15 protein-coding genes are annotated in these 15,575 nt (G+C 70.7%); 6 read left to right on the top strand and 9 right to left on the bottom strand.

Annotated elements, in window-relative coordinates; genetic code table 11:
- Positions 1 to 20: 20 nt before the first annotated feature.
- From AV521_RS24970 to AV521_RS24960, 3 genes are all read right to left on the bottom strand, one after another.
- Positions 21 to 785 carry a GntR family transcriptional regulator gene (locus AV521_RS24970; protein WP_023546868.1) on the bottom strand — a complete coding sequence of 255 codons (765 nt, stop codon included), beginning with the start codon at positions 783 to 785 and terminating at the stop codon, positions 21 to 23.
- A gap of 259 nt (positions 786 to 1,044) precedes the next feature.
- A complete protein-coding gene (gene nagB / locus AV521_RS24965; protein WP_076090863.1) occupies positions 1,045 to 1,830 on the bottom strand; it encodes a glucosamine-6-phosphate deaminase in 786 nt (261 codons plus the stop codon).
- Positions 1,831 to 1,943: 113 nt separating this feature from the next.
- The gene (locus tag AV521_RS24960) at positions 1,944 to 2,696 is read right to left on the bottom strand and encodes an SDR family oxidoreductase (RefSeq protein ID WP_076090861.1); all 753 of its coding nucleotides are present in this window, start codon (positions 2,694 to 2,696) and stop codon (positions 1,944 to 1,946) included.
- 87 nt (positions 2,697 to 2,783) lie between these two features.
- Between AV521_RS24960 and AV521_RS24955 the strand changes: the two genes are divergently transcribed.
- Together AV521_RS24955 and AV521_RS24950 are read left to right on the top strand one after the other, a co-directional pair.
- The gene (locus AV521_RS24955) at positions 2,784 to 3,422 is read left to right on the top strand and encodes a TetR/AcrR family transcriptional regulator (protein ID WP_371917060.1); all 639 of its coding nucleotides are present in this window, start codon (positions 2,784 to 2,786) and stop codon (positions 3,420 to 3,422) included.
- A gap of 325 nt (positions 3,423 to 3,747) precedes the next feature.
- Positions 3,748 to 5,214, top strand: coding sequence for a sensor histidine kinase (locus AV521_RS24950; RefSeq protein ID WP_076090858.1), 1,467 nt, complete (start codon positions 3,748 to 3,750; stop codon positions 5,212 to 5,214).
- 245 nt (positions 5,215 to 5,459) lie between these two features.
- On the opposite strand, the gene AV521_RS24945 is transcribed toward AV521_RS24950, so the two are convergent.
- Together AV521_RS24945 and AV521_RS24940 are read right to left on the bottom strand one after the other, a co-directional pair.
- Positions 5,460 to 5,717 (bottom strand): WhiB family transcriptional regulator, encoded by a 258-nt coding sequence (locus tag AV521_RS24945; RefSeq protein ID WP_003992873.1) that lies wholly within the window; start codon positions 5,715 to 5,717, stop codon positions 5,460 to 5,462.
- Positions 5,718 to 6,049: 332 nt separating this feature from the next.
- Complete coding sequence (locus AV521_RS24940; RefSeq protein WP_076090857.1) at positions 6,050 to 7,018, bottom strand: diacylglycerol kinase family protein; 969 nt, start codon at positions 7,016 to 7,018, stop codon at positions 6,050 to 6,052.
- A gap of 181 nt (positions 7,019 to 7,199) precedes the next feature.
- Here AV521_RS24940 and AV521_RS24935 point away from each other — a divergent pair, with 181 nt between their 5' ends.
- The gene (locus AV521_RS24935; protein ID WP_076090856.1) at positions 7,200 to 7,649 is read left to right on the top strand and encodes a hypothetical protein; all 450 of its coding nucleotides are present in this window, start codon (positions 7,200 to 7,202) and stop codon (positions 7,647 to 7,649) included.
- A gap of 40 nt (positions 7,650 to 7,689) precedes the next feature.
- Here the strand turns inward: AV521_RS24935 and AV521_RS24930 are convergent, their stop codons facing one another.
- The 3 genes from AV521_RS24930 to AV521_RS24920 all read right to left on the bottom strand — a co-directional run bounded on the left by AV521_RS24930 (position 7,690) and on the right by AV521_RS24920 (position 9,848).
- Positions 7,690 to 8,802 (bottom strand): RNA polymerase sigma factor SigF, encoded by a 1,113-nt coding sequence (locus AV521_RS24930; RefSeq protein ID WP_179023366.1) that lies wholly within the window; start codon positions 8,800 to 8,802, stop codon positions 7,690 to 7,692.
- Positions 8,803 to 8,819: 17 nt separating this feature from the next.
- Positions 8,820 to 9,236, bottom strand: coding sequence for an anti-sigma regulatory factor (locus tag AV521_RS24925; protein WP_009190566.1), 417 nt, complete (start codon positions 9,234 to 9,236; stop codon positions 8,820 to 8,822).
- Positions 9,237 to 9,584: 348 nt separating this feature from the next.
- Positions 9,585 to 9,848: a UBP-type zinc finger domain-containing protein gene (locus AV521_RS24920; protein WP_076090855.1), complete on the bottom strand. Its 264-nt coding sequence runs from the start codon at positions 9,846 to 9,848 to the stop codon at positions 9,585 to 9,587.
- A gap of 61 nt (positions 9,849 to 9,909) precedes the next feature.
- On the opposite strand from AV521_RS24920, the gene AV521_RS24915 reads away from it, so the two are divergent.
- Complete coding sequence (locus AV521_RS24915; protein WP_076090854.1) at positions 9,910 to 11,505, top strand: Na+/H+ antiporter; 1,596 nt, start codon at positions 9,910 to 9,912, stop codon at positions 11,503 to 11,505.
- A 203-nt stretch (positions 11,506 to 11,708) separates the two neighbouring features.
- Here the strand turns inward: AV521_RS24915 and AV521_RS24910 are convergent, their stop codons facing one another.
- A complete protein-coding gene (locus AV521_RS24910) occupies positions 11,709 to 12,608 on the bottom strand; it encodes a 1-aminocyclopropane-1-carboxylate deaminase/D-cysteine desulfhydrase (RefSeq protein WP_076090853.1) in 900 nt (299 codons plus the stop codon).
- Between the two features lie 203 nt (positions 12,609 to 12,811).
- On the opposite strand from AV521_RS24910, the gene AV521_RS24905 reads away from it, so the two are divergent.
- Together AV521_RS24905 and AV521_RS24900 are read left to right on the top strand one after the other, a co-directional pair.
- Positions 12,812 to 14,218, top strand: a complete 1,407-nt coding sequence (locus tag AV521_RS24905) for a family 2B encapsulin nanocompartment shell protein (RefSeq protein WP_076090852.1) — start codon at positions 12,812 to 12,814, stop codon at positions 14,216 to 14,218.
- A gap of 112 nt (positions 14,219 to 14,330) precedes the next feature.
- On the top strand, positions 14,331 to 15,530 hold the full coding sequence (locus tag AV521_RS24900) for a family 2 encapsulin nanocompartment cargo protein polyprenyl transferase (RefSeq protein WP_076090851.1): 1,200 nt from the start codon (positions 14,331 to 14,333) through the stop codon (positions 15,528 to 15,530).
- The last annotated feature ends 45 nt before the right edge of the window (positions 15,531 to 15,575 follow it).

Genomic DNA, 15,575 nt, shown 5'->3' with positions numbered 1-15,575 from the left:
CGCAAGGGCGTTGAGGGGCCCTACTCCGCGGGCCGCTTGAGGCGCGCCACGAACTTGTAGCGGTCCCCCCGGTACACGGACCGCACCCACTCCACCGGCTTGCCCTCGCGGTCCAGGGAGTGACGGGAGAGCATCAGCATCGGCAGGCCCACGTCGGTGCCGAGCAGGCCCGCCTCGCGCGGGGTGGCCAGCGAGGTCTCGATGGTCTCCTCGGCCTCGGCGAGGTGGACGTCGTAGACCTCGGCGAGGGCGGTGTAGAGGGATGTGTACTTCACCAGGGAGCGGCGCAGCGCCGGGAAGCGCTTGGCGCTCAGATGCGTGGTCTCGATGGCCATCGGCTCGCCGTTGGCCATGCGCAGCCTCTCGATGCGGAGCACGCGTCCGCCGGCGCTGATGTCGAGCAGCCCGGCGAGCCGGTCGTCGGCCGTGATGTAGCCGATGTCCAGCAGCTGCGAGGTCGGCTCCAGACCCTGGGCGCGCATGTCCTCGGTGTAGGAGGTGAGCTGGAGCGCCTGGGAGACCTTGGGCTTGGCGACGAACGTGCCCTTGCCCTGGATGCGCTCGAGCCGGCCCTCCACGACCAGCTCCTGAAGGGCCTGGCGGACGGTGGTGCGGGAGGTGTCGAACTCTGCGGCCAGCGTGCGCTCGGGCGGGACCGGCGTGCCCGGAGCCTGCGTCTCCGTCATGTCGAGCAGGTGCTTCTTCAGGCGGTAGTACTTGGGCACGCGCGCCGTACGGACGGTCGTCCCGGCCTCGTTCTCCGCACTGCTGACGTCGGTGCTCATGCTCTGCCTTCCCGGCTCCGGATGCCGAAATCGACCGACCTGGCATCGGCCACGGCTCACATCGTGGCACGGGTTCGGGGGTCAGGAGTCCACCCGCACGCTCCGTGATCCCCTCTATATACCGTCGCACCCGCTCCTGGTCTAGTCCATCGGGCGCCCAGGGCGCACGCCCGGACGACCGGACAGGGTCCGCCACCAGCCCCCTGTCGAACCCCGCGCCGGTCCCGGCCGGCCCGCCCGTCGGCCCCGTCGGTCCCGCCTAGATCCCCTGCCACTCCGGCTTGTTGGCGTAGGTGTGCCTGAAGTAGTCCGCCAGCTTCAGCTTGGATGCGGCTGCCTCGTCGACGACCACCGTGGCGTGGCGGTGCAGCTGGAGTGCGGAGGCCGGGCAGACGGCAGCGACCGGCCCCTCGACGGTCGCGGCGACCGCGTCCGCCTTGCCCTCGCCCGTCGCCAGCAGCACCAGGTGCCGGGCCTCCAGGATGGTGCCGATGCCCTGGGTGATGACGTGGTGCGGCACCTGGTCGATGTCGCCGTCGAAGAAGCGGGCGTTGTCGACACGGGTCTGCTCGGTCAGCGTCTTGATCCGGGTGCGCGAGGCGAGGGACGAGCAGGGCTCGTTGAAGCCGATGTGTCCGTCCGTGCCGATGCCGAGCAACTGGAGGTCCACCCCGCCGGCCTCGGCGAGCGCACGGTCGTACGCCTCGCACGCCGCCTGGACGTCCTCGGCGGTGCCGTCGGGGCCGAGGAAGGAGTCCATGCCGATACCGAGCGGCTCCAGCACCTCGCGGCGCAGCACCGAGCGGTAGGACTCGGGGTGGTCGGCGGGCAGCCCCACATACTCGTCGAGCTGGGCTATGCGGGCCCGCGCGGTGTCGGCGGCGCCGGAGCGCACCTTCGCGGTCAGCGCCTGGTAGATGGGCAGCGGGGTGGAGCCGGTGGCCACGCCGAGCACGGCGTCGGGCTTGCGTCGCAGCAGCTGGGCCATGGCCTCGGCGATCAGCTCGCCGCCCGCCGCGGCGTCCGGAACGATGACAACTTCCACGCTGGGCCTGCCGTTCTGAAGTGGGCTCTGTGCGTCTGTATGTGGTTTAGACCAATCTAACAGAAGGGGTGTTCTGCGGCCCAGGAAATGGACGGGGAAGGTCAGGGAAAGCCTCAGGTGAGGGAGCCTCCCGTCGCGTCCAGCCAGTGGCCCGTCACCCAGTGCCCGTCCTCCGAGACCAGGAACGCCACCACGTCGGCGATGTCCGCCGGTGTGCCCACCCGGCCCAGCGCCGAGAGTGCCGCCGCACCCTGCCATGCCTCCTCGCTCGCGCGCAGCCACGCGGCGTTGACGTCGGTGTCCACGATGCCGGGCGCCACGGAGTTGACCGTGATCCCGCGGGGGCCGAGCTCCTTGGACAGGTCCCGGGTGAAGACGTCCAGCGCGGCCTTCGTCATCGCGTACGCGATCAGCCGGGGCATCGCGGCGGCCCGCGCGAGCCCCGACGATATGTTCACCACGCGCCCGCCGTCGCGCAGCCGCTCCGCCCCGAGCCGGGTGAGGAAGAAGGGCGCCTTCACATTCACCGCGAAGAGCCGGTCGTACTCCTCTTCTTGGATCTCCGTGAACGGCCGTGATGTGCCGATGCCCGCGTTGTGCACGAGGATGTCCAGGCCGTCCGCGTGCCGGTCGAACTCCTCCCACAGTCGCCCGGCGTCCCCCGGCACGCCCAGCCGCACCCCGATCGCGAACGCCGAGCCGCCGGCCGACTCGATCGCCGCGACCGTCTCCTTCGCGGCCGTCTCGTCGCTGCCGTAGTGCACCGCGATCCGCGCACCGTCCCGCCCGAGCCGCTCGGTGATCCCCCGCCCGATGCCCCGGCTCGCCCCCGTGACCAGCGCCGTCTTCCCCGTGAGCACGCCCATGTCTCCCGCCCCTCCAGATTTGTCTAGCAGTCGCTACAAAAAGACCGTACCGCATCCCGCTGACAATTCTCTAGGGACCGCTATAAAATGCACTCCATGGTGGGACAGGCGCAGAGGGAAGAGCAGGTCAGGACGGTGAAGGGCCGCGGTCGGCCGCGCTCCTTCGACCGGGCCACCGCCCTGGAGAAGGCACTCATGGCCTTCTGGGAGCACGGCTACGAGGCCACCTCGGTCTCCGACCTCACCCGGATCATGGGCATCGGGGCTCCGAGTCTCTACGCGGCCTTCGGTGACAAGCGGACCCTGTTCGAGGAGGTCGTCCGGGTCTACAGCGACACCCATGGCGCCTTCGGGGACCGGGCGATCGCCGAGGAGCCCACTGCTCGCGCCGCCGTCGAGCGCATGCTGCGCGAGGCGGCCGCCGAGTACACCGACCCCGAGCACCCGTACGGCTGCCTGGTCGTGCACGCCGCCACCAACTGCACCAGCCCCGAGGTGGAGCAGCTGCTCCGCGAGCGGCGCAACGCGAACATGGCCGCCCTCGCGTCCCGCGTCCGGGCGGACATCGCAGCCGGACTGCTCCCCGCCGGCACCGACGCCGCCGTCCTCGCCCGGCACACCGGCGCCATGATCCAGGGCATGTCCCAGCAGGCGCGCGACGGAGCGAGCCGGGGGGAACTGGAGGCACTCGCGGAAATTGCCATGGCCATCTGGCCCCGCTGCTGACCGAGGCGGGCTAGGCTGCGTGGCATCGGGTGCCACGAGTCGTGCATGCCGACAAGAGCATGGACACATCCTTGTGGTCTAGTCCACAATCAAAGTGAAGAAACCTCCGTCTTCCCCGCACAGGAAGGCGGATCGAGGAACCGGAGCTCTCTGCCCTGACTGCCCCGGATCCTCGACCTTCGGCCGACCGGGACCGCACACCCCACGGCCGATGATGCTCCGGGCTGCGGTGCCGGGAGGGTTGAGGGTCCCTTCCAGGCGCCGCGGCCCGCGGGTGTTTTTTCGGCCATCCGAGGCCCGCGGGTACGCTCGCATCGTGCCCTCCATGAACGAGCTGGTCCGCCAGCACACCGCCCTCGACGACTCCGATCTCGAGTGGCTCCATCTGCTGGTCTCGGAGTGGCAGCTGCTCTCCGACCTCTCCTTCGCCGACCTGGTCCTGTGGGTCCCCACCCGCGACGGCACGCGGTACGTCTCGGTCGCCCAGATGCGCCCCAACACCGGCCCCACCTCCTACCAGGACGACATGGTCGGCCACCTCGTCCCGCGCGGCCGCCGGCCCATGCTGGACGCGGCGCTGGACGAGGGCCGGATCGTGCGCGAGGGTGACCCGGAGTGGCGCGAAGAGGTCCCCGTACGGGTCGAGTCCATCCCCGTACGACGCGAGGGCCGTGTCCTCGGCGTCATCGCCCGCAACACCAATCTGCTCACCGTCCGCACCCCGAGCCGGCTGGAGCTGACCTATCTCCAGAGCGCCTCGGACCTGGCCCAGATGATCGCTGCAGGATCGTTCCCCTTCCCTGACCAGCAGGTCGACATGGACGCCTCGCCGCGTGTCGGCGACGGCCTGATCCGGCTGGACGCCGACGGCATCGTCCAGTACGCCTCCCCGAACGCGCTGTCCGCCTACCACCGGCTCGGCCTCGCCGCCGACCTGGTCGGCCAGCACCTCGGCCAGACCACCGCCGAGCTGGCCCCGACCCGCGGCCCGGTGGACGAGGCGCTCGTCAAGCTGGCCAGTGGCTGGGCGCCGCGCGAGTTCGAGATCGAGGGCAATGACGGGGCGATCCAGTTCCGGGCGATCCCGCTCAAGCCCAAGGGCACCCGGATCGGTTCCTTGGTGCTGTGCCGGGACGTCACCGAACTGCGGCGCCGCGAGCGCGAGTTGATCACCAAGGACGCGACCATCCGGGAGATCCACCACCGGGTGAAGAACAACCTCCAGACGGTCGCCGCGCTGCTGCGGCTGCAGGCCCGGCGCATCGAGTCCGAGCGCGGCCGGGAGGCTCTGGAGGAGGCCGTCCGCCGGGTCGGCTCGATCGCCATCGTCCATGAGACGCTGTCTCAGAACCTGGACGAGCGCGTGGAGTTCGACGACATCGCCGACCGCGTGCTGGCGATGGTCGCCGAGATCTCGCCCGGCAAGGTGACCGGCCGACGCACCGGCCGCTTCGGGATACTCGACGCCGAGGTCGCCACCCCGCTGTCGATGGTCCTCACCGAGATCTTGCAGAACGCCCTGGAGCACGGGTTCCGCGAGGGCGACACCGGCACGGTCGAGGTCTCCGCGGTCCGTGGCGGCACCACCAAGGAGGCGCGCCTCCTCGTCACCGTCCAGGACGACGGGGTCGGCCTGCCCGAGGGCTTCGACCCGCACCGCTCGGGCAACCTCGGCCTGCAGATCGTGCGCACCCTGGTGGAGGGCGAGTTGGGCGGTTCCTTCGACATGGTCCCGGCGCCGGAGCGGGGGACCCGGGTGATCCTCGACATTCCGGTGCGGGCGCAGAAGTAGTCAACGGCCCCTTGGTGAGCAGGGGTTGGCAACGGCCCGCTGGTGAGCGGGGCCCGAGTGGCGCGCTGGGCCGGCGCGGACAGCAAAAAGCCTCGGACCGTCATTGGTCCGAGGCTCGTGCTCGTTGCTGCTCTGCTAAATCGCTAGCGGCATCGGGGGATACTGCGCGCTGCGGCTCGGGGGCGGGAGATGCGTGCGTGCTGCACGCGCCGCCAAGCTCAGGCTGTCAGCAGGGGTGGGGTATGTCAGGCGGAGGCCTGACGGGCCCGGTTGCGGGCGGCGCGGCGCTTCATGGCGCGGCGCTCGTCCTCGCTGAGACCACCCCAGACGCCGGAGTCCTGACCGGACTCGAGCGCCCACTGCAGACACTGCTCGATCACCGGGCAGCGACGGCAGACGGCCTTGGCTTCCTCGATCTGCAGCAGCGCAGGACCGGTGTTGCCGATGGGGAAGAAGAGCTCGGGGTCTTCCTCGCGGCAAACGGCGTTGTGACGCCAGTCCATGGCTGCTACCTCTCCTTGGTTTCTCTGAACGTATTACGTACAGGTTGCTTGTGAATGTGAACGCTTTCACGAATCCCTCAACAAGTGAAGGGCCGACCGCCGAGTCTTCCCCGGCGTGGTCCTTGGTTCGAAGAGGGGTTCTGGTGATCAGTGGAGGCCGGTGTTGCGGGCCGTCCCGATCGCCACGTAGAGACTCGCAAACCTCAGCGGCGGATACAACCCCTTCAGGAAAGTTTTTTTTGATTCCTCGGTGTCGACTAGGTCACAGCCGTACTTCCATGGGGTGGATCCTGGCCTAAACGTTCGAGTGAAAGGACTTTGGGGTCTTCCGCTCACACAATCACACGCAGTGCACGGCGTACGCCTGTGAACGTCACGCTCCTGCGCAGCCCGAGGTGGTCACCGTCCATCTGCAAGGGGAGGGGCGCCTTCGAATGCAAGGTGAACTGGTCCATGTCGTGCAGCGAGACCACATGCCTGCCATGGGGTCCGCGCTCGGGGGACGAAGTGAGCAACTGGGTGCCATACCGGGCAACCGCGGCCGTCGACAGGCGGCGCAGACCCAGGATGTCGACGCCTGTGTCGAACGAGGCCTTAGGCGACGTGTACATGGGGCGATTGCCGAAATACGTCCAAGGGGACGTGTTCGAGATTATGGCGACCACAAGATCGGTGATCGGGTCCTCGCCAGGCTGCTCCAGTGTGATCGAGCCGTGCCGGCGGTTCGGCTCGGCGAGGAACTGCCGGATCACCTGTCGTACGTACAACCCGTGTGTCGACCTCTTGCCGCGCTCGCGCTGCTGCTCGACCCGGCCGACGACGCCCGCGTCGAAGCCGAGTCCGGCGTTGAAGGTGAACCAGCGGTCCGGGACCGCCTCGTCCTCGGTGCCGGGCGTGCCCGAGGTCAGGCCGAGGCCGACGAACCGCTCGCTGCCCTCGCGCAGTGCGTCCAGCAGGGCGCCGGTGGCCTCCACCGGGTCGTTGGGCAGGCCGAGGGCGCGGGCGAAGACGTTGGTGGAGCCGCCGGGGACCACGGCGAAGCCGGGCAGCCGATCCGGGTCGGGGCCGGCGTGCAGGAGGCCGTTGACGACCTCGTTGACCGTGCCGTCGCCGCCGAGGGCCACCACGAGGTCGATGTCGTCGCTGTCCGCCGCCTGCCGGCCGAGGTCGCGTGCGTGGCCGCGGTACTCGGTGGTGACAGCCTCCAGCTTCATCTCGCTGGCGAGTGCGTGGATCAGGACGTCACGCCTGCGTGCGCTGGTGGTGGTAGCCGCCGGATTGACCACGAGAAGTGCACGCATGGATGGCAGCGTACCTACCCGGCGGTACCCGGCCTACACCGAGGTAGGGATCCGGTAAGAGGCGGGGGCGCGAGCCTCGGTACGGCGTTGGTCCGCGGGCCGGATTTCGGGCGCGGGCCCGTTTCGCGGCACCGCGCGCACCCGCCGGTGGCCATCGGGGCCCGACGGCTACCCTGCTGGGGTGAGCAGTGAGCAGACCCCGACCCCGGAAGCCGAAGCAGCCCCAGCCGACGGGCCACGCCCTCGGCGGCTGACGTATGCCGCCCTGCTGGCCGCCCTGGAAGGCCTCGCGCTGGTGGCCGGCGGACTGTGGGTGTTCGTCCTCGGGCTCACCGGTGAGCCGGACGGCCGGCAGCAGGCCCTGACTCTGGGCATCACGCTGGTCGTGCTCGCGCTGCTGCCGCTGCTCGCCGCGCGCGGACTGCTGCTGCGGCGCAGCTGGAGCCGGGGCCCCGCGGTGATCACCCAGCTCATGGCGCTGCCGATCGCCTACAGCCTGCTCAAGGCCGACAGCATGGCCATCCCGGCCGGGATCGCCCTGGCCGTCGTGGCCGTGGCGGCGCTCGTGCTGCTCGTCAACGGTGAGACGACCCGGGCCCTCGGTATCAAGGGGCCGGGCCGCGCCGAGTAGACCCAGGCGCTCTACTCGTCCGCTCCGCTCACTCCTCGGCCTACTCCTCGACGAGGAGCTTCTCCCGCAGTTGGGCCAGCGTGCGGGCCAGCAGCCGGGAGACGTGCATCTGGGAGATGCCGACCTCCTGCGCGATCTGCGACTGGGTCATGTTCCCGAAGAAGCGCAGCAGCAGAATCCGCTTCTCCCGCGGCGGGAGATCCTCCAGCAGCGGCTTCAACGACTCCCGGTACTCCACGCCCTCCAGCGCCTCGTCCTCCGCGCCGAGGGTGTCGGCGACCGCAGGCGACTCGTCGTCGGTGTCGGGGACGTCCAGGGACAGCGTGGAGTACGCGTTGGCGGACTCCAGGCCCTCCAGGACCTCCTCCTCGGAGATCGCGAGCTTCTCGGCCAGCTCGTGGACCGTGGGGGAGCGGCCGTGCAGCTGGGACAGCTCGGCCGTCGCCGTGGTCAGCGCGAGCCGCAGCTCCTGCAGCCGGCGCGGCACCCGGACCGCCCAGCCCTTGTCGCGGAAGTGCCGCTTGATCTCACCGACCACGGTCGGGGTGGCGTACGTGGAGAACTCCACACCGCGCTCCGGGTCGAACCGGTCCACGGACTTGATCAGGCCGATCGTGGCGACCTGCGTCAGGTCGTCCAGCGGCTCGCCGCGGTTACGGAACCGGCGCGCCAGGTGCTCCACGAGCGGCAGGTGCATACGGACCAGCTGATTGCGCAGCTCCGCGTACTCCGCGCTGCCGGCGTTCAGCTTGCGCAGCTCGACGAACAGCGCCCGCGCACCGCTGCGGTCCTGGGGTGCGTGCTGTGCGGCCTGCACGGCCTCCGCGCCCAGCGCCTCGTCCTCGGCGTTTCGCTCGTGCTCGCTCATCGTCCCGCCCGTAGCCCTTCCCCGAGCCCTGGCCCCCGCGCGGACGGTGGGTCCGGCGCCGCCGGGTTCCTCCGGCTGTACGACCTGCACCGCGCCGTCACCTCCGGCACCCGCGGAGTCGTCCACCGGGTGCGGCCTGGCCTGCTCGGGGATGCCGTCGATGCCGTCCGCCATGCGCCGGGAACCGTCCCGAGGGGCTTCCCCGGAGATCTCGCCCGCGCTCGACCAGGGGGCACCCCCGTCCCCGGCCGGCAGCTCGCGTGTGCCGCGCTCTTCGTCCCGCACCGGACCGTCCCCGTTCCTCACGCCGGGCCGGGGCCCGCGCCGCGCTGTTTGTAGAGGCTGATCGACACGGTCTTGTCCTCGTCGACGGCGGACGAGACCTTGCCCGCGAGGGCCGACAGCACGGTCCAGGCGAAGGTGTCCCGCGACGGGGCGTGACCGTCCGTGGTCGGCGCCGAGACCGTGACCTCCAGCGAGTCGTCGACGAGCCGGAAGACACAGCTGAGCACGGAGCCGGGCACGGCCTGTTGGAGCAGGATCGCGCAGGCCTCGTCCACGGCGATGCGCAGGTCCTCGATCTCGTCCAGGGTGAAGTCCAAGCGGGCCGCGAGACCGGCCGTGGCCGTCCGCAGCACCGACAGGTAGGCACCCGCGGCCGGCAGCCGGACTTCCACGAAGTCCTGATTCGCCGCGGGCTCGCCTGCGATCTGGGACACCCTCACCTCCATGGTGGTACAAGCTTTACGGGGCCGAGGGTCGCCCCCCGGGGTAACGCGTACGTGGTTCGGCGGTGACGCTATCGCGCTCCGAACGTTCCTGTCCCGGGACCCCAACCCCCCTGGCGTCACTCACAGTAAAGCTGCGTATACGCTCCGTGTCTAGAGGGTTTGCGGGCCCAAATGGGAAGAGCGCGCGCCGGGTTGACGTACCCAGACGTCAGACGCTCGAACCGTCGTGCGGCCGCCGCCGCATGCAGTGTCACACGAGAACCCGGTCGGACGGGAATGTGACCATGCCGGAATCCGCGCGACGAGATCCGCTCGGGCGGGAAACCGGACGACGGCTCAGACAACGAGAACGTGGTCCACGAAGCACCACCGCCACTCCTCGCCGGGCTCGAAGGACCGCATCACCGGATGACCGGACGTCTCGTGGTGCTGCGTCGCGTGCCTCCCCGGAGAGGAGTCGCAACAGCCGACGTGGCCGCAGCTGAGACACAGCCGCAGCTGCACCGGGTGCGTGCCGTTCCGCAGGCACTCCGGGCAGGTCACGTCGAGCGGGTCCGGTTCCGGGTGCGGCAGCGCGTCGGCGTGCGTGCACTGTTTCATGATTGCCAGATTACGACGGGTGTGCGGGTGGCCGCGCGGAAAACGAGGGTGGGCGAGGATCATGGACGTGATGCCGCTGCTGTTGCTGGTGGCGGGCAGCGCGGGGTTCGCGGGAATCGCCCGGCGCACCCCGGTGCCGGCACCCCTGCTGCTGGTCGCGGTCGGCCTGGCCGTCTCATACGTCCCCGGGATCCCGCACTACACGCTGGACCCGGACATCGTCCTGCCGCTGGTGCTGCCCCCGCTGCTCTACAAGGAGGGCACCGAGAGCTCGTACCTCGATCTGCGGGCCCAGATGCGGCCCGTGGGGCTGCTGTCGATCGGGTACGTGCTCTTCGCGACCTTCGTCGTCGGCTGGGCCGCCTATCTCGTCGTACCGGGGCTGCCGCTGCCCGCCGCGCTGGTGCTGGGCGCGGTGGTCGCGCCGACGGACGCGGTCGCGGCCGCGGCGATCGCGCGCCGGGTCGGCCTGCCGTCCTGGATCACCACCATCCTCCAGGGCGAGTCCCTGCTGAACGACGCCACCGCGATCACCGCCTACAAGGTGGCCCTCGCCGCGGCCGTCGGCGAGGGCGCCACCTGGGCGGGAGGCATCGAGGAGTTCCTGCGGGCCGCGGTCGGCGGGGTGCTCGTCGGACTCGTGCTCATGGTGCCGATCCACTGGCTGCGCACCCGTCTGAAGGAGGCGCTGCTGCAGAACACCCTCTCGCTGCTGATCCCGTTCGTCGCCTACGGCGTGGCCGAGCAGTTCCACGGCTCCGGCGTCCTCGCGGTCGTCGTGGTCGCGGTGTATCTCGGGCACCGCGCGTGGGAGGTCGACTTCGCCACCCGGCTCCAGGAGGACGCGGTGTGGCGGATGGTCGCCTTCCTGCTGGAATCGGCGGTGTTCGCGCTGATCGGCCTGCAACTGCCGACCGTCCTCAAGGGGTTGGGCGCGTACGAGGGGGGCGACGCCGCCTGGTACGCGATCGCGGTCTTCGTCGTGGTCGTGGCGGCCCGCTTCGCGTGGGTGTTCCCGGCGACCTTCCTGCCCCGCGCGCTCTTCCGCCGGATCAGGGAGCGCGAGGAGGACGTCACCTGGCGGGCGCCGGTCGTGACGGGGTGGGCCGCCATGCGCGGGGTGGTGTCCCTGGCCATCGCGTTCTCGATCCCGCTCACGGTGCACGGCGGCGCCCCCTTCCCGCAGCGGAACCTGATCCTCTTCCTGACCTTCACCACGGTGATCGGCACCCTCGTGCTGCAGGGCCTGACGCTCGCGCCGCTGATCCGCCTGATGCGCTTCCCCGGCCGCGATCCGCAGGCCGAGACGCTCGCCGAGGCCAACGCCCAGGCGCAGGCCTCACGGGCCGCCGAGAGCCGCCTGGACGACCTTCTCTCCGACGAGCGCAACGCCCTGCCCCCGCCGCTCGCCGACCGCCTGCGCACGGTCCTGGAGCGCCGCCGCAACGCCGTCTGGGAGCGCCTCGGCCAGACCAACCCCGTCACCGGCGAGTCCGTCGACGACACCTACCGCCGCCTCTCCCGCGAGATGATCAGCGCCGAACGCGAGGTCTTCGTCAGGCTCCGCGACCACCGCTACATCGACGACGAGATGCTGCGCGCGCTCCTCAGACGCCTGGACCTGGAGGAGGCGGCGGCCTATCGGGAGGCGGGCTAGGTGTGGTGTTCGGACAGGTTGGTGATGCGGCTGGCTGGTGTTTTGGCCGCCGATGCCGGTGTGGGGCCGGTGCGTCCGGTTGCAAGGCGCAGGAGGGAGTCGGGGGCCGACGGCAACGCGGCTGGGGGTGCCCCCACGCCCTTGAGGCAGTGGGGGAGGGCGTGCCGGCCCCCGGGTCTGGGACAGGATCCGCCGGACAGGCCCTAACTCTCCGGGAACGGGCGCCCGGTGACGACGGCGGCGATCGTCGTCCCGCGCGGGAAGGCGCCCTCGTCCGCCAGGGCGACAAGTCCGTAGAGCAACTTGGCGACATAGAGACGCTCGACGGGCAGCCCGTGGCGGTCCTCGAAGTCCTGGGCGAATGCGTGCAGTTCAGGTGTCGTACGGGCGTAACCGTCGAAGTGGAAGCGTTCGTCCAGGGACCAGGAGCCGGTACGGCCGCCGAAGGCACGTTCCTGCAGTGCCTGTATGTCACGTTCCAGGAAGCCGCCCCTGAGTACCGGTACGCCGAGCGCCCGCTGTCCTGCCGCCAGCCCGGCGGCCAGCCCCGCGAGCGTGCCGCCGGTGCCGCAGGCGACCGCGACGATGCCGGCGCGGCCGCGCAGTTCCTCGCCCAGCGCCCGGCAGCCGCGTACGGCCTCGCTGTTGCTGCCGCCCTCGGGCACGACGTACGCCTCCTCGGCCCCGGCCGCGCGCAGGATGGCGGCCAGGGTCTCTGGCTCGGTCTTGCGTCGGTACGTCGACCTGTCGATGAAGTGCAGCCTCATGCCGTCCGACGCGCACCGGGCCAGGGAGGGGTTGAGCGGACGGTCGGCCAGCTCCTCGCCGCGGACCACGCCGACCGTCGGGAGCCGGAGAAGGCGGCCCGCGGCGGCGGTGGCGCGCAGGTGATTGGAGTAGGCCCCGCCGAAGGTGACCAGTGGCCGGCCCTTCGCCGCCTCGATGTTCGGCACGAGCTTGCGCCATTTGTTGCCGATGAGGTGGGGGTGGATCAGGTCGTCGCGCTTGAGGAGCAGCCGCAGACCGTACCGCTCGAACCGGTCGTCCCTGACCGCTTGGAGCGGAGAAGGGAGTCGGGGAACGAGAGGAACGGGGCTGGTCACCGCTTCATTGTCACCCGGTGCGGGGCATGCGGCCGAGCGCGCTGCGGGGATTGGCCGGGGTCCTTCTTTGTGCCCGGTAATCCGATGATCTATTCCCGCTCATTTGGGTAATGGCGCGACCACGAACCGTGATGGAAGGCTCGGGTGCCGAGACCGGTGCCCCCTGCGATTCGGCACCGGGAATACCTGGGAGGCAATTCTCTATGTCGGTAGGCGAAGAGGTCCGCACGGATCAGGGCAAGCCGCAGCAGTCCCTCGGGACGGCGGCAGCGCGGAACCTGGCCACCACAACCAAGTCCGTTCCACAGATGCAGGAGATCAGCTCCCGCTGGCTGCTGCGCACACTCCCGTGGGTCGACGTGCACGGCGGTACATACCGGGTCAACAGGCGACTGGCGTACACCGTCGGCGACGGTCGCATCACCTTCGTGAAGACCGGGGACCAGGTCGAGGTCATCCCCGCCGAACTCGGGGAGCTGCCGGCCCTGCGCTCGTACGAGGACGAGGCGGTGCTGACGGAGCTGGCCCGCCGCTGCCGGCAGCGTGACTTCGCGCCCGGCGAGGTGATCGCCGACTTCGGCAACCAGACGGGCGAGGTGTACCTGCTGGCGCACGGCAGGGTCGAGAAGATCGGCACCGGCCCCTACGGCGACGACGCCGTCCTCGGAGTCCTCGCCGACGGCGCCTACTTCGGCGAACAGGCACTGCTGGACCCTGACGCCATCTGGGAGTTCACCGCCCGCGCGGCCACCGCGGCCACCGTGCTGATCCTCAGCCGCCAGGACTTCGAGCAGGTCGCCGAGCGCGCGGACACCCTGCGCGAACACCTGGAGCAGCTCCGCTCGGCCCCGGAGCAGCCGACCAACAAGTACGGCGAGAAAGAGGTCGAGCTGGCGGCCGGTCACTCCGGCGAGCCCGACATCCCGCACACCTTCGTGGACTACGAGCCCCGGCCCCGTGAGTACGAGCTCAGCATCGCCCAGACCGTGCTGCGCATCCACACGCGCGTGGCCGACCTGTACAACCAGCCGATGAACCAGACCGAGCAGCAGCTCAGGCTCACGGTCGAGGCGCTCAAGGAGCGCCAGGAGCACGAGCTGATCAACAACCGCGACTTCGGCCTGCTGAACAACTGCGAGTACGACCAGCGGATCCAGCCGCACGACGGCGTGCCCAGCCCGGACGACATGGACGAGCTGCTCAGCCGCCGGCGCAGCACCAAGCTGTTCCTGGCCCACCCGCGCGCGATCGCGGCCTTCGGGCGCGAGCTGAACAAGCGAGGGCTGGTCCCGGAGACCGTCGAGATCGGCGGCAACCGCATCCCGACCTGGCGCGGAGTGCCGATCTACCCCTGTAACAAGATCCCGGTCACCCCGGAGCGCACGACCTCGATCATCGCCATGCGTACCGGCGAGCAGGACCAGGGGGTCATCGGCCTGAGGCAGTCCGGCATCCCGGACGAGATCGAGCCCAGCCTGTCCGTCCGTTTCATGGGCATCAACGAACAGGCGATCATCAAGTACCTGGTGACGGCCTACTACTCGGCCGCCGTGCTGGTGCCCGACGCGCTCGGCGTTCTGGAGAACGTCGAGATCGGCCGGTGGAGGTGACGTTTCCGCACTTCGCGGCCGTGTCCCCGCTCGTCGGCGAGGGTAGACCCTCGGAATATGCGTCCGGCCGGGCCGGCGACGCCGGTGTCCGCGGACCTGGCGAGGGGGAGACATGGCCGAGTTCATGACGGAGACCGAACAGCGTTCCCCCGCCGTGCCGCACCCCGGCACGGCGGGGGAACGGCGGGGGAGGACCGGCGACACCGATGCCGGCCCGATCGAGGGACAGCCCGAGCGACATCCCGAACCGCATCCGGAACCCCATCCCGAGGCGCGTCTCGAAGGACAGGAGGCGGTGGCGCTGCTGGAGCGCACCCGGACCCTGGTCGACCCGGAGCTGCGCGCGGCCCTGGAGTCGCTGCCCGGGTCCATGCGCAGGATCGCGCTCTACCACTTCGGCTGGCAGCACGCGGACGGCACCGCGGCGCGGGGCAACGCCGGCAAGGCGATCCGGCCCGCGCTCGTCCTCGCGGCGGCCACCGCCCTCGGCGGACCGGCGGCCCGTACGGCGGCGGTCCGGGCGGCGGTGGCGGTCGAACTGATCCACAACTTCACGCTGTTGCACGACGACGTGATGGACCGGGACGACTCCCGTCGGCACCGGCCCACGGCCTGGACCGTGTTCGGCACCGCCGACGCGATCCTCGCCGGTGACGCCCTGCAGGCGCTGGCCCTGCGGCTGCTCGCCGAGGACCCGCACCCGGCGTCCGGTCCGGCGGCGGCCCGGCTCGCGGACTGTGTCGTGGAGCTGTGCGCCGGCCAGCACACCGACACGGCCATGGAGCGGCGCGCCCCGCACGAGGTCGGCCTCGACGAGGTGCTCGCCATGGCGGAGGCGAAGACCGGCGCGCTGCTGGGCTGCGCCTGCGCCCTCGGCGCGCTGTACGCGGGCGCCGACGGCGAGGACGTGGCGGCACTGGACGGCTTCGGCCGCCAGGCCGGGCTCGCCTTCCAGCTGATCGACGACGTCATCGGCATATGGGGCGACCCGCGGCGCACCGGGAAGCCGGCCGGCGCGGATCTCGCGGCCCGCAAGAAGTCGCTGCCCGTGGTGGCGGCCCTGTCCTCCGGCACGGCGGCGGCGGCCGAACTCGCCGAGCTGTACGGCGAGCCGTACGTCTCCGGTGACGCCGAGAGCATCGTGCGTACGGCAGTGGCCGTGGAGCGGGCCGGCGGGCGGGACTGGGCGCAGGCCGAGGCGGCCGACCGGATGGCCCGCGCCGTGCAGGAGCTGTCCCGCGCGGTCCCCGTGCCCGAGGCGGCGGGCGGTCTGCTGGCGCTCGCCGAGTTCGTCACCAGGCGCAGCAGCTGAGCGAAGCGAGTCCCGCACATCCCACCGTGTGCGGGACCGGCCGCT

Source organism: Streptomyces sp. IMTB 2501 (assembly GCF_001953885.1).
In the GTDB taxonomy this organism is placed as follows: domain Bacteria; phylum Actinomycetota; class Actinomycetes; order Streptomycetales; family Streptomycetaceae; genus Streptomyces.
Note: the sequence above shows the minus strand (reverse complement) of the source record. Positions and strands in the feature narration are given on the sequence as shown.

Coding starts and splice junctions, on each gene's coding strand:
- AV521_RS24945 (WP_003992873.1), bottom strand. CDS start 5,717: ATGGACTGGCGTCACAACGCCGTTTGCCGCGAGGAAGACCCCGAGCTC.
- AV521_RS24960 (WP_076090861.1), bottom strand. CDS start 2,696: ATGGGCGTGCTCACGGGGAAGACGGCGCTGGTCACGGGGGCGAGCCGG.
- AV521_RS24955 (WP_371917060.1), top strand. CDS start 2,784: ATGCACTCCATGGTGGGACAGGCGCAGAGGGAAGAGCAGGTCAGGACG.
- AV521_RS24940 (WP_076090857.1), bottom strand. CDS start 7,018: ATGCGTGCACTTCTCGTGGTCAATCCGGCGGCTACCACCACCAGCGCA.
- AV521_RS24970 (WP_023546868.1), bottom strand. CDS start 785: ATGAGCACCGACGTCAGCAGTGCGGAGAACGAGGCCGGGACGACCGTC.
- AV521_RS24900 (WP_076090851.1), top strand. CDS start 14,331: ATGGCCGAGTTCATGACGGAGACCGAACAGCGTTCCCCCGCCGTGCCG.
- AV521_RS24915 (WP_076090854.1), top strand. CDS start 9,910: ATGGACGTGATGCCGCTGCTGTTGCTGGTGGCGGGCAGCGCGGGGTTC.
- AV521_RS24905 (WP_076090852.1), top strand. CDS start 12,812: ATGTCGGTAGGCGAAGAGGTCCGCACGGATCAGGGCAAGCCGCAGCAG.
- AV521_RS24950 (WP_076090858.1), top strand. CDS start 3,748: ATGAACGAGCTGGTCCGCCAGCACACCGCCCTCGACGACTCCGATCTC.
- AV521_RS24920 (WP_076090855.1), bottom strand. CDS start 9,848: ATGAAACAGTGCACGCACGCCGACGCGCTGCCGCACCCGGAACCGGAC.